Raw genomic sequence first — 12,206 nt, forward strand, 5'->3', positions numbered from 1 at the left:
GTTGCGCCGCTGGACGAGCGTGCTCCGCACCCCGCTGGGCCTGGCCGCGACCGCACTGACGGTCGCCGTGCTGGTGCTCGCCGTGGTGGCCCCGATCCTGTGGACCGACGAGGCGAACGCGGTCGACACCGGCAACATCCTGGCGGGGCCGTCGGCGGACCACTGGGCCGGCACCGACAACCTCGGCCGCGACATCTTCTACCGCACCCTGGTCGCCACCCGGCTCTCGGTCGAGCTGGCGCTGGCGGCCACCGCGATCGCTGTCGTCGTCGGCCTCGTGCTCGGCACCGCCTCGTTCCTCCTCGGCCGCCGGTCGGGTCGCGTCGTCAACGCCGGCATCAACATCGCGGTCGCCTTCCCGGGCATCCTGCTGGCGCTCTTCTTCGCGGTGATCTTCGGCGTCGGCGCCACCGGCGCGGTGCTCGCGATCGGCCTCGCGGGGGCGCCGGCCTTCGGCCGGCTCACCCAGACCCTGGTCGCCAGCGTCAGCTCGCGCGACTACGTCGACGCGGCCCGGGTCGCGGGCGTCGGCCGCTTCCGGATCCTGCTGCGCCACGTCCTGCCGAACATCTCCGAGCCGCTCGTCGTCAACGCCACGATCACCGCCGGCGCGGCCCTGCTCGCGTTCGCCGGACTGTCCTTCCTCGGCCTCGGCGTCCAGCAGCCGTCGTACGACTGGGGCCGGCTGCTCTTCGACGGGATCTCCTCGATCTACGTCAACCCGGCCTCCGCCCTGGCTCCCGGTGCGGCGGTGCTGATCGCCGGCCTCGCCTTCAACCTCTTCGGCGAGTCCGTCGCCAAGGGGCTCGGTGTCGGCGTCGTCGCCGGCCTGCCCGAGCTCCCCTCGATGGCGGCGACGCTCGACGGCGACGAGAGGCCGGTCGAGGAGACCAGCCACGTCGGCGGCGACCTGGTGCTCGACGTGCGCGACCTGGAGGTCACGTTCCCCGGCCCCGACGGGCCGATCCGCCCGGTCCGCGGCGTCTCCTTCGCCGTACGCCGGGGCGAGGCCGTCGGCGTCGTGGGGGAGTCGGGCTCCGGAAAGTCCCTGACCGCGCTGGCCGTCTCCCGCCTGGTCGGCGACCCCGGCCGCGTCGACGCGTCGTGCCTCGAGCTGCTCGGCACCGACCTGCGCGCCGCCGACACCAAGGCGCAGCGCCAGCTGCTCGGGACCTCGCTCGCGATGGTCTTCCAGGACCCGATGACGTCCTTCAACCCGACCCGCCGGATGGGTGGCCAGCTCGCCGAGGTCGCCCGCCACCACCAGGAGATGGACCGGAGGTCGGCGCTGGCCCGTGCGGTCGACCGCCTCCGCGCCGTCCGCATCGACGAGCCGGAGCGACGGGCGCACCAGTACCCGCACGAGTTCTCCGGCGGCATGCGCCAGCGCGCGATGATCGGCATGGGCCTGATGGGCAGCCCCGCGCTGATCGTCGCCGACGAGCCGACCACCGCCCTCGACGTCACCGTCCAGCAGCAGGTGCTCGACCTGCTCGCCTCGATTCGCGCCGCGGACGACGTCGCGCTGGTGCTGATCAGCCACGACGTCACCGTGGTCGGCGAGGTCTGCGACCGGGTGCTCGTCATGTACGCCGGCCGGATCGTCGAGGACCTCCCCGCGAGCGAGCTCGCCACCGGCGCCCGGCACCCCTACACGCGCGCGCTCGTCTCCGCCGTGCCCGCCATGGACACCGACCTCGACGAGCCGCTCGCGGTCATCCCCGGCCGCCCGGTCGACCCCGCCGACGTACCCGAGGGGTGCGCGTACGCCGCCCGCTGCCCGCTGGCCTCGGCGCGCTGCCTCACCGACGACCCCGTGCTCGAGACGGACTCCGCAGGCAGGCGGGTCGCCTGCTGGCACGCCGGCGAGCCGGTCGCCGTCGAGATCCAGGACCGCGAGGAGGTGGAGGTCCGATGAGCGAGCTCCGCTTCGACGGCCTCACCGTCCGCTACGGCGCCACCACCGCCGTCGACGACGTCAGCCTCACCGTTCCGGAGGGCCAGATCGTCGGGCTCGTCGGCGAGTCCGGCTCCGGAAAGTCGACCCTCGCCCGGGCCGCCGTCGGCCTGGCGCCGATCGAGTCCGGCCGGATCCTGCTCGACGGGCAGCCCGTGCCCACCACCGGTCGCCGTCGCCCGCTGCAGATGGTCTTCCAGGACCCCTACTCGTCGCTGGACCCGCGGATGAGCATCGGCGAGAGCGTCGCGGAGGCGATGCCGCGCGGTGCCTCACGGACGGAGCGACGGGCGGAGGTCGAGCGGCTCCTCGAGCTCGTGCACCTCGACCCCACCCGCGCCGCCGCACGGCCGTCGGAGCTCTCCGGCGGGCAGCGCCAACGGGTCGCCCTGGCCCGCGCGCTGGCCGGCCGTCCCCAGGTCGTCATCGCCGACGAGATCACCTCGGCCCTCGACGTCTCGATCCAGGGCGCCGTGCTCAACCTGGTCCGCGAGCTGCAGTCCGAGCTCGGCCTCTCGATGCTCTTCATCTCCCACAACCTCGCCGTCGTGCGGTACGTCGCGACGCACGTCGCCGTCATGCGGCACGGCCGGATCGTCGAGGAGGGGCCGACCGCGCAGGTGCTGGCCGCGCCCGACCACGACTACACCCGCGAGCTGCTCGCCGCCGTACCCGGCACGAACTCCAGGAGCCCCCGATGACCCGCCGCACGCGCATCGACGACCTGACCGACCTCGCCGTCCCGTCCCAGCCCGCGATCTCGCCCGACGGCGCGCGCGTCGTCTACGTGCTGCGCACCCTCGACGCCGACGAGGACCGCAACGTCGACCAGCTGTGGGTCGTCCCGACGGTCGGCGGCACGCCGCGCCGGCTGACCGGCGGCACCAGCGACACCGCCCCGGCCTGGTCCCCGGACGGCTCGCGGCTCGCCTTCCTCCGCGACGGCCAGCTGCACCTGCTCGCGACCGACGGCGGCGAGCCGGAGCGGGTCACCGACCTGCCGCTGGGCGCCGGCGCACCGGTGTGGAGCCCGGACGGCGAGCGCATCGCGTTCACCTCCGCCGTCGACCCGACGTCCGGGAAGGGCCCGCTCGCCACGTCGGGCGTCGACTACCAGGCCGACGGCGCGGGCATGTTCGGCGCCATGCGCAGCCAGCTGCACGTGGTCGACCTCGCCGCCGGTGACTGCCGACAGCTGACCGACGGCGACCACGCCGGCCAGCCCGCCTGGTCGCCCGACGGCCGCAGCCTCGCCTTCACCCGCAAGGTCGGCGCGGACAGCGACCTGACCTTCCGGACCGCCGTGCACCTGCTCGACGTCGACGACCCCAAGGCCGAGCCGCGCGTCGCCGCGCTCGCCGACGGCATCGCGGGCACGGTCTCGTTCTCGACCGACGGACGGAGCCTGCTCGTCGTCGGGCACCCCACGCTGGCCCTCGGGCACGCCCACCTGCTGCGAGTCCCGCTCGACGGTGGCGAGCCCGTCGACGTCAGTGCGCACCTCGACCGCAACGTGATGCCCGGCGGTCCGGCGTACCCCGGCGCCCGTCCGGTCGAGACCGCCGACGGTCGGCTGCTCTTCGCCCTCCGCGACCGCGGCTGCACGCACCTCTGGGACGAGGACGGCCCGGTCCTCGCCGGCGCCGGCCGGGTCGTCTCCGGGCTGTCGGTCGCCGGCGGCACCGCCGTCGTCGCGCTCGCCACCCACACGTCGTACGGCGAGATCGTGGCGCTCGACCTCGCCTCCGGCGCCGAGACCGTGCTGACCGACCACGGCCCCAGCACCGACGGCCTCTTCGTCCGCGAGGAGCGGACCTTCACGATCTCCGACGGCACCGAGGTGCAGGCCTGGCTGGTCCGCGACCCCGAGCGCACCGGCCCGCTGCCGCTGCTGCTCGACGTGCACGGCGGCCCGCACAACGCCTGGAACGCCGCGGCCGACGAGATGCACTTCTACCACCAGGAGCTGGCCGCTCAGGGCTGGACGGTGCTGCTCGTCAACCCGCGCGGCAGCGACGGCTACGGCGAGGCCTTCTACACCGGCGTGCAGGGCGCGTGGGGCGTCGCCGACCACCTCGACTTCCTCGAGCCGATCGACACCCTCGTCGCCGAGGGACTCGTCGACGGCGACCGTCTCGCGGTCACCGGCTACAGCTACGGCGGCTTCATGACGGCCTGGCTCACCGCGCACGACGACCGGTTCAAGGCCGGTGTCGCGGGCGGCATCGTCAGCGACCTCGTGAGCGAGTACGGCGCCAGCGACGACGGGCCGCTGATGGGTCGCTACGAGCTCGACGGCACGCCCTGGGACAGTGCGGCGGCGTACGCCGCGATGTCACCGATCACCCGCGTCGACCGGGTGACGACCCCGACGCTCGTGCTGCACGGCCAGGCCGACCTGACCTGCCCGGTCGGCCAGGCCCAGCAGTGGCACACCTCGCTGCGCGACCGCGGCGTCCCGACCGAGCTCGTCCTCTACCCGGACGCCTCGCACGTCTTCATCCTGCTCGGGCCTCCGTCGCAGCGGCTCGACTACGGCCGCCGCGTCGTGGACTGGGTGGAGCGGTACGTCGAGCGCGGCGGTCGGCCTCGCGTCGACCGCGCCCACTGGCAGCGGCGCCTCGAGGTGCTCGCGAAGAAGCACCACGTGCCCGGTGCGCAGCTCGGCATCCTCGACGGCGGCCTCGATGGTGGGGAGGTCGTCGACGTGGCGTACGGCGTCCTCAACCACCGCACCGGCCAACCCGCGACCGTCGACTCGGTCTTCCAGATCGGCTCGATCAGCAAGGTCTGGACGGCCACGGTCGTCATGCAGCTGGTCGACGAGGGACTGATCGCGCTCGACACCCCGGTGGTCGAGGTGATCCCCGAGCTCCAGCTCTCCGACCCGGACGTGACCAAGCAGCTGACGATCTGGCACCTGCTCACCCACACGAGCGGCATCGACGGCGACGTCTTCACCGACACCGGCCGCGGCGACGACGCGCTCGAGAAGTACACCGAGCTGCTCGCCGACGTGGCGCAGAACCACCCGCTCGGCGCCACGTGGTCCTACTGCAACTCCGGCTGGTCGCTGCTCGGCCGCGTGATCGAGAAGCTCACCGACCAGACCTGGGACCAGGCGATGCGTGACCGGCTCTACACGCCGCTCGGCCTCACCCACACGATGACGCTGCCCGAGGAGGCGATCCTGCACGCCGCCGCGGTCGGCCACGTCGACGCCGATGGTGAGCAGGTCCCCACGCCCGTCTGGGACCTGCCGCGCTCGGTGGGTCCGGCCGGCCTGATCAAGTCGACGGTTCGCGACGTCCTCGCGTTCGCCCGGCTGCACCTCTCCGACGGTCTCGCCGCCGACGGCACCCGGGTGCTGTCGGCGGAGTCGACCGCCCTGATGACCACCCACCAGGCCGACCTGCCCGACAAGTTCATCCTCGGCGACTCGTGGGGCCTGGGCTGGATCCGCTTCGGCTGGGACGACCAGCGGCTGATCGGCCACGACGGCAACACCCTCGGCCAGGCCGGCTTCCTGCGGATCCTGGACGCGGAGGACGGGCACGACGTCGCGGTCGCGCTGCTCGCCAACGGTGGCCACACCCGCGACCTCTACGAGGAGCTCTACCGCGAGATCTTCGCCGAGGTCGCCGGGATCGAGATGGCGCACCCGTTCACGCCGCCGGCCGAGCCGGTCGAGGTCGACGTGACGCCGTACGTCGGCACCTACGCGCGCTCCTCGGTGAAGATGGAGGTCTTCGTCGGTGACGACGGCCCGACGCTGCGGACCACGGTCCTCGGCCCACTGGCCGAGATGGTGCCGGACCCGGTCGACGAGTACCCGCTCGTCCCCGTCGGCCCCGCGCTCTTCGCCGTCCGGCCGCCGGAGGCCGACACCTGGGCGCCGGTGACCTTCTACGAGCTGCCGACCGGTGAGCGCTACGTGCACTTCGGCGTGCGCGCGACCCCGAGGGTCGACTGATGACCCTGGAGGAGATGCTCGACGACGTCCGCGAGCTGGTCGGGTGCGAGTCGCCCTCGGCCGACCTCGAGGCCGTCGCGCGATCGGCCGACGTCGTCGCCCGCGTCGGCACGCGCCGCTTGGGGGTCGAGCCCGAGCGGATCGTCATCGACGGGCGCACCCACCTGCGCTGGCGCCTCGGCGCCGGACCGTCGAGGGTGCTCGTGCTCGGCCACCACGACACGGTGTGGCCGATCGGCTCGCTGGCGACCCACCCGTGCACGGTCGAGGACGGGGTGCTGCGCGGGCCCGGCTGCTTCGACATGCTGGCCGGCCTGGTGATGGCCTTCCACGCCCTCGCCGGCCTGGACCGCTCTGCCGGCGTCACCCTGCTCGTGACCGGCGACGAGGAGCTCGGCTCCCCGAGCTCGCGCGACCTCATCGAGGAGGAGGCCCGGGCCGCCGAGGCCACGCTGGTCCTGGAGGCCTCCGCCGACGGCGGCGCCCTGAAGACCGAGCGCAAGGGCGTCTCCCTGTACGACGTCCGCGTCACCGGCCGCGCGGCCCACGCCGGGCTGGAGCCGGAGGCCGGCGTCAACGCGACCATCGAGCTCGCCCACCAGGCCATCGCGGTCGCCGCGCTCGGCCGCCCGGAGCTCGGCACGACCGTGACGCCGACCGCGAGCCGCGCCGGGACGACCACCAACACGGTCCCGGCCGAGGGGTCGTTCTCCGTCGACGTACGCGTGCGGACGCTCGAGGAGCAGGACCGGGTCGACGCCGCGATGCGCGCGCTTCGGCCGGTGCTGCCCGGGGCCGTCATCGACGTCGGTGGCGGTCCCAACCGCCCGCCGCTGGAGGCCACGATGTCGGCCGCGCTGTTCGAGCGGGCCTCCGCGCTCGCCGTCCGCCTCGGGTTGCCGGCGCCCACGTCGGCGGCCGTCGGCGGAGCCTCCGACGGCAACTTCACGGCCGGCGTCGGCACCCCCACCCTCGACGGCCTCGGTGCGGTCGGTGGCGGCGCCCATGCCGACGACGAGCACGTCCTCGTGGACGAGCTCCCCGGACGCACTGCCCTGCTCGCCGCGCTGGTGGCGGACCTGCTGGCGCAGCCGACGAACTCGGTCCTCACGGCTGGTGCCGCGCGACCATGACGACCCCGGAGGACCTGAGCAGCATGGGAACCGTGACGAACCTGACGGGCGCCGGAGCTGTCGACGCCGACCTCGACCGTGCGGTGCAGGCCGCCGACGCGGCCGCGCTCGCGGCCGGGGTGTCGGTGCGGGAGGTCGCGGACCTCGCGGAGCTGGCCGCGGTGGTCGCGCTCTACGCCGACATCTGGGGTCGCGACGCCAACCCGCCGATGACCCTCGAGCTGCTGCGCGCCTTCACCAAGGCCGGCAACTACGTCGGCGGCGCGTTCGAGGGCGACCGCCTGGTCGGTGCCTGCGTCGGCTTCTTCCACGCACCCGCGGAGGACGCCCTGCACAGCCACATCGCCGGCGTGGCCGGTGACGTGCTCGGCCGCCACGTCGGGTTCGCGCTCAAGCTGCACCAGCGTGCCTGGGCGATGCTGCGCGGCGTCTCGGAGATCGCCTGGACCTTCGACCCGCTGGTCAGCCGCAACGCCTACTTCAACCTGGTCAAGCTCGCGGCCCGCCCGGCGGAGTACCTGCCCAACTTCTACGGCGCCATGCTCGACACCCTCAACGGGGACGACGACTCCGACCGGCTGCTGGTGCGCTGGAGCCTGCGGGACCCGGCGGTCGTGGCGGCCTGCTCGGGCAGTGCCGCGCCGTCGTCGGTCGCCGACGAGCTCGCCGCCGGGGCGGTCGTCGCCCTCGGCATCGGCGCCGACGGCGGCCCCGAGCCCGGCGCCCTGGACGGGACGACCAGCCTGGTCGCCGTACCCCCGCACATCGGCGCGCTCCGCAACGCCGACCCTGCCCTCGCCCAGAAGTGGCGCCTCGCCGTCCGCGAGGCGCTCTCCGCCCTGGTGGAGGACGGCGCGCAGATCGTCGGCTTCGACCGCGTCGGTTGCTACGTCGTCAGGAGGACCCAGAAGTGAAGCTCACCGGAGTCGAGCTGCGGCGGGTCAGCATGCCGCTGGTCTCGCCGTTCCGTACGTCGTTCGGGACCCAGACCGCCCGCGAGCTGATGCTGCTGCGCGTCGTCACCGACGAGGGTGAGGGCTGGGGGGAGTGCGTCGCGATGGCGGACCCGCTCTACTCCTCGGAGTACAACGACGCGGCGGCCGACGTGCTCGAGCGGTTCCTGGTCCCGGCCCTCGCGGCCTCGGGCGAGCTGGAGGCGCACCGGGTCGCGGAGGTGCTGGCGCCCTTCAAGGGGCACCGGATGGCCAAGGCCGCGCTGGAGATGGGCGTCCTCGACGCCGAGCTCCGGGTGCAGGGCCGGTCCTTCGGCAGCGCCCTCGGCGCGGTGCACGAGACCGTCCCGTGCGGGGTCTCCGTCGGGATCATGGACAGCGTCCCGGCGCTGCTCGACGCCGTCGGCGGCTACCTCGACGAGGGCTACGTCCGCATCAAGCTCAAGATCGAGCCGGGCTGGGACGTCGAGCCGGTGCGCGCTGTCCGCGAGACGTACGGCGACGACGTGCTGCTCCAGGTGGACGCCAACACGGCGTACACGCTGGCCGACGCCCGGCACCTCGCGAAGCTCGACCCCTTCGACCTGCTGCTCATCGAGCAGCCGCTCGACGAGGAGGACGTGCTGGGCCACGCCGACCTCGCCCGGCAGATCCGGACGCCGGTCTGCCTCGACGAGTCGATCGTGTCCGCGCAGTCCGCTGCGGCTGCGATCCGTCTCGGTGCGGCGGCGATCGTCAACATCAAGCCGGGCCGGGTCGGTGGCTACCTGGAGGCGCGGAGGATCCACGACGTCTGCGTCGCGAACGGCGTGCCCGTGTGGTGCGGCGGGATGCTCGAGACCGGGCTCGGCCGGGCGGCCAACGTCGCGCTGGCCGCGCTGCCGGGCTTCACGCTGCCGGGCGACACCTCGGGGTCGGGTCGCTACTACCACCGCGACATCACCACGCCGTTCGTGCTCGAGGGCGGTCACCTCTCGGTGCCCACCGGGCCGGGCCTCGGGGTGACGCCGCTCGAGGACGCGCTCGCCGAGGTCACGACGTCGACCGCGTGGCTGCCCGTCTGATCGTCGTACGCTGACGACCGCCATGACGACGGTCCCCACCCCCCGCCCGCGAGCCGGACTCGGCCGCGTCCTCGACGACCTCGGCGCGACCCTGCTCGACCTCGTGCACGGCGACGCCGAGCCCACCGACGAGATCGGCGGCGTGGTGATCCACGACCCCGTCGACGCCCCGGTGCTGCCGCCGCACGCGCTGGTGCTCGGGGTCGGGGTGGACGAGCCCGACCAGGTCTGTGCGCTGCTCGACGGGCTGGGCGCGGCCGGTGCCGTCGGCCTGGTGCTGCGCGCGCCGGTCCCGGCGACACCGGAGGTCCGGGCCGCGGCCGACGCCGCCGGCGTCGCCCTGCTCGGGCTCAGCCGCGGCGTCCCGTGGGCACACCTCGCCGCGATGCTGCGCTCGCTGCTGGCCGAGGGCGACGTCCGCGTCGCCGACGAGGAGACGCTCGGCGGCCTCCCGTCGGGCGATCTCTTCGCGGTCGCCAACGCCATCGCCTCGCTGCTCGACGCACCGATCACCATCGAGGACCGCAGCTCGCGGGTGCTCGCCTTCTCCGGCCGCCAGGACGAGGCCGACCCGTCCCGGGTCGAGACCGTCCTCGGCCGCCAGGTGCCGGAGCGCTACGCCCGGATCCTCAACGAGCGTGGGGTCTTCGGCGACCTCTACCGCACCGACGAGCCGGTCTACATCGACCCGGTCGCCGACGAGGGCGACGCGTTCTCGATGCCCCGGGTCGCGATCGCGGTCCGCGCGGGCGACGAGGTGCTCGGCTCGATCTGGGCCGCCGTACCGGGTCCGCTCAGCGCCGAGCGCACCCGCGCGCTGGTCGACGCCGGCAAGCTCGTCGCCCTGCACCTGCTGCGGGTCCGGGCCGGCACCGACGTACGCCGCCGGGTGCGCGCCGACCTCGTCAGCTCCGTCCTCGAGGGCGGCGTCGGAGCACGCGAGGCCCTCGAGCGGCTCGGCCTGCTCGACACCCCGCTGGTCGTCCTCGGGGTGACGTCGGTCGACCCCGCCTCGGCGGAGGACGCGTCGCAGGCGCACGAGCTCCAGCGCCTGGCGGACGCGTTCGCGCTGCACCTCAACGCCGTCGTACCGCGCTCCGCCGCCGCCCTCCTCGGCGGGGTCGTCTACGGGCTGGCCGCCACCAGTGGCACCACTGCGGAGAGCGAGCAGCGGGCCGCCCAGCTCGCCGCGGTCTTCCTGGACCGGATCGGCGACCGCTCCCGGCCGGTGGTCGCGATCGGCGGTGTCGCCACGTCGGTGGCCGAGGTAGTCGCGGCCCGTACTTCCACGGACCGCATCCTGCGGGTGCTGCGCGAACGGCCGCCCGGCACCCGGGTCGCGCGGCTCGCGGACGTCCAGACCGACGCGCTGCTCCTCGACCTGCGCGACCTGGCCGCCGCGCGCAACGAGCGGCCGACCGGGCCGCTCGACCGCCTGATGCGCTACGACCGCAAGCACGACGCCCACCTCGTCGACACGTTGCGAGCCTGGCTCGACGCGTTCGGCGACGTCGCCCTCGCCTCCGAGCGGGTCTTCGTCCACACCAATACGTTCCGCTACCGGCTCCGCCGGGTCGGCGAGGTCGGGGAGATCGACCTGCGCGACCCGCGGCAGCGGTTCGCGGTGATGCTCGAGCTCGCGGTCCTGGGCGACTGATGACCTACGTCGACGTGGCGATCGTGGTCGCCGTCATCGGGGTCGGCCTGCTGGGCTACCACGACGGGCTGGTCCGCGCGCTGTGGGCGCTCGGCGGGGTGCTGGTCGGCACGGCGGTCGGCATGATCGTCGTCCCGGTCGTCTTCCGGCACGCCGGCCTGTCCTGGTGGGTGGCCGAGCTCTCCCTCGTCGTCCTCGTCGGGTGCGCCGCGGGCGGTCGTTCCCTGGCCCTCCTCGTCGAGAAGCGGCTGCGCTCGCGGATCGGCTGGACGCCGGTGCCCTGGGTCGACCGCACCCTCGGCACCGTCCTCGGGGTGATGGCCGGGATGGGCTTCAGCTGGATGGTCGGCGTCGCGCTCGCGGGCTCGGCGCTGCCGGACCTCGCCCCGGCCGCCGACCGGTCGATGGTGCTGCGCACCCTCGACCGGGGTCTCCCACTGAGCCACCTGCTCGCCAACCGGTTCGATGCGCTGGGCGACCGCACCGACTTCCCGCGGTACGTCGACGTCTTCAGCGCCGAGGACATCGTGGCCGTCCCGGCGCCGCCGGCCGACGTGGTCGACGAGCCCGGCGTCGTGCGGGCCTCGCACTCCGTCCTGCGCATCCTCACCCACGACGCCGCGATCAGCGGGTCCGAGGGCACCGGCTTCCTGATCGCCCCCGAGCGGCTGATGACAGCCGCCCACGTCGTCGCGCGCTCCGACAGCATCAGCGTCACCACGAAGGCGGGCAAGCTGCCGGCGACGATCGTCCAGTGCGACCCCGTGCACGACGTCGCGGTGCTCGACGTGCCCGGTCTGACCGGCACCGTGCTCGACTTCTCCTCGGCACAGCCCGGCGACCCGGCCGCCGTGATCGGCTTCCCCGACAACGGCCCGCTCAGCATCACGCCGGCGCGGGTGCGCGAGCGCCTCGACTGGCAGTCGGCGGACATCTACGGCGAGGGCCGCTACGACCACGACGCCTACTCCATCCGCGGGGAGGTCCACACGGGCAACTCGGGCGGGCCGATGGTCGACCCGCAGGGCCGGGTCCTCGGGGTCGTCGTGGCGTTCTCGCGGGCCGACGACGAGACGGCGTACGTGCTCACCGAGGACCAGGTCGCCGACGCCGCGGCCGTCGGCCGCGAGGCCGACTCCGGGGCTCAGGTCGGCTGCCGCTGACCGCCGCCAGGCGGATTCGTGCGACCTCTCACGCTCGCTCTATGCTTTCCCGAGCGTGTCCGGCCCCCATCGTCTAGCGGCCCAGGACCCCGCCCTTTCACGGCGGTAGCACGGGTTCGAATCCCGTTGGGGGTGCCACACCTCGTCGTCGATGGGGGCGCCCCATCGTCTAGCGGGCGGGCACACGGCGACCCCGCCCTTTCACGGCGGTAGCACGGGTTCGAATCCCGTTGGGGGTGCCAGATCGGGGAGTCCCCGGCCCGAAGATGGGGCAAATCCCCCACGCGCGCGGCGGCTGATTCTCCT

At 74.0% G+C, this 12,206-nt stretch carries 8 protein-coding genes and 2 tRNA genes; all 10 read left to right on the top strand.

The window, feature by feature from the left end; genetic code table 11:
* The first annotated feature begins 1 nt into the window (after position 1).
* Entirely contained in the window at positions 2 to 1,918 is a 1,917-nt protein-coding gene (locus ACFPYL_RS14495; protein WP_379155507.1) for a dipeptide/oligopeptide/nickel ABC transporter permease/ATP-binding protein, read from the top strand.
* Positions 1,915 to 2,658: an ABC transporter ATP-binding protein gene (locus tag ACFPYL_RS14500; protein ID WP_379155510.1), complete on the top strand. Its 744-nt coding sequence runs from the start codon at positions 1,915 to 1,917 to the stop codon at positions 2,656 to 2,658. Before ACFPYL_RS14495 ends, ACFPYL_RS14500 begins: the two co-directional genes overlap by 4 nt.
* Positions 2,655 to 5,930 carry a serine hydrolase gene (locus ACFPYL_RS14505; RefSeq protein WP_379155513.1) on the top strand — a complete coding sequence of 1,092 codons (3,276 nt, stop codon included), beginning with the start codon at positions 2,655 to 2,657 and terminating at the stop codon, positions 5,928 to 5,930. Before ACFPYL_RS14500 ends, ACFPYL_RS14505 begins: the two co-directional genes overlap by 4 nt.
* Positions 5,930 to 7,063: a M20 family metallopeptidase gene (locus tag ACFPYL_RS14510; RefSeq protein ID WP_379155516.1), complete on the top strand. Its 1,134-nt coding sequence runs from the start codon at positions 5,930 to 5,932 to the stop codon at positions 7,061 to 7,063. Before ACFPYL_RS14505 ends, ACFPYL_RS14510 begins: the two co-directional genes overlap by 1 nt.
* Before the next feature lie 23 nt (positions 7,064 to 7,086).
* Positions 7,087 to 7,977: a GNAT family N-acetyltransferase gene (locus ACFPYL_RS14515; protein ID WP_379155519.1), complete on the top strand. Its 891-nt coding sequence runs from the start codon at positions 7,087 to 7,089 to the stop codon at positions 7,975 to 7,977.
* Positions 7,974 to 9,080: an o-succinylbenzoate synthase gene (gene menC, locus ACFPYL_RS14520; RefSeq protein WP_379155522.1), complete on the top strand. Its 1,107-nt coding sequence runs from the start codon at positions 7,974 to 7,976 to the stop codon at positions 9,078 to 9,080. Before ACFPYL_RS14515 ends, menC begins: the two co-directional genes overlap by 4 nt.
* 22 nt (positions 9,081 to 9,102) lie before the next feature.
* A complete protein-coding gene (locus tag ACFPYL_RS14525; RefSeq protein ID WP_379155525.1) occupies positions 9,103 to 10,737 on the top strand; it encodes a PucR family transcriptional regulator in 1,635 nt (544 codons plus the stop codon).
* On the top strand, positions 10,737 to 11,900 hold the full coding sequence (locus ACFPYL_RS14530; protein ID WP_379155528.1) for a MarP family serine protease: 1,164 nt from the start codon (positions 10,737 to 10,739) through the stop codon (positions 11,898 to 11,900). Before ACFPYL_RS14525 ends, ACFPYL_RS14530 begins: the two co-directional genes overlap by 1 nt.
* A gap of 62 nt (positions 11,901 to 11,962) precedes the next feature.
* A tRNA-Glu gene (locus tag ACFPYL_RS14535) sits at positions 11,963 to 12,038 on the top strand.
* Positions 12,039 to 12,057: 19 nt separating this feature from the next.
* Positions 12,058 to 12,142: transfer RNA gene (locus ACFPYL_RS14540), tRNA-Glu, on the top strand.
* Positions 12,143 to 12,206: the final 64 nt, after the last annotated feature.

The organism is Nocardioides hankookensis (genome assembly GCF_042658885.1).
In the GTDB taxonomy this organism is placed as follows: Bacteria; Actinomycetota; Actinomycetes; order Propionibacteriales; family Nocardioidaceae; genus Nocardioides; species Nocardioides hankookensis.

What these genes read in the sequence shown, in the direction of transcription:
- ACFPYL_RS14525 (WP_379155525.1), top strand. Translation starts at nt 9,103, where the DNA reads ATGACGACGGTCCCCACCCCCCGCCCGCGAGCCGGACTCGGCCGCGTC.
- ACFPYL_RS14510 (WP_379155516.1), top strand. Translation starts at nt 5,930, where the DNA reads ATGACCCTGGAGGAGATGCTCGACGACGTCCGCGAGCTGGTCGGGTGC.
- ACFPYL_RS14505 (WP_379155513.1), top strand. Translation starts at nt 2,655, where the DNA reads ATGACCCGCCGCACGCGCATCGACGACCTGACCGACCTCGCCGTCCCG.
- ACFPYL_RS14515 (WP_379155519.1), top strand. Translation starts at nt 7,087, where the DNA reads ATGGGAACCGTGACGAACCTGACGGGCGCCGGAGCTGTCGACGCCGAC.
- ACFPYL_RS14530 (WP_379155528.1), top strand. Translation starts at nt 10,737, where the DNA reads ATGACCTACGTCGACGTGGCGATCGTGGTCGCCGTCATCGGGGTCGGC.
- ACFPYL_RS14500 (WP_379155510.1), top strand. Translation starts at nt 1,915, where the DNA reads ATGAGCGAGCTCCGCTTCGACGGCCTCACCGTCCGCTACGGCGCCACC.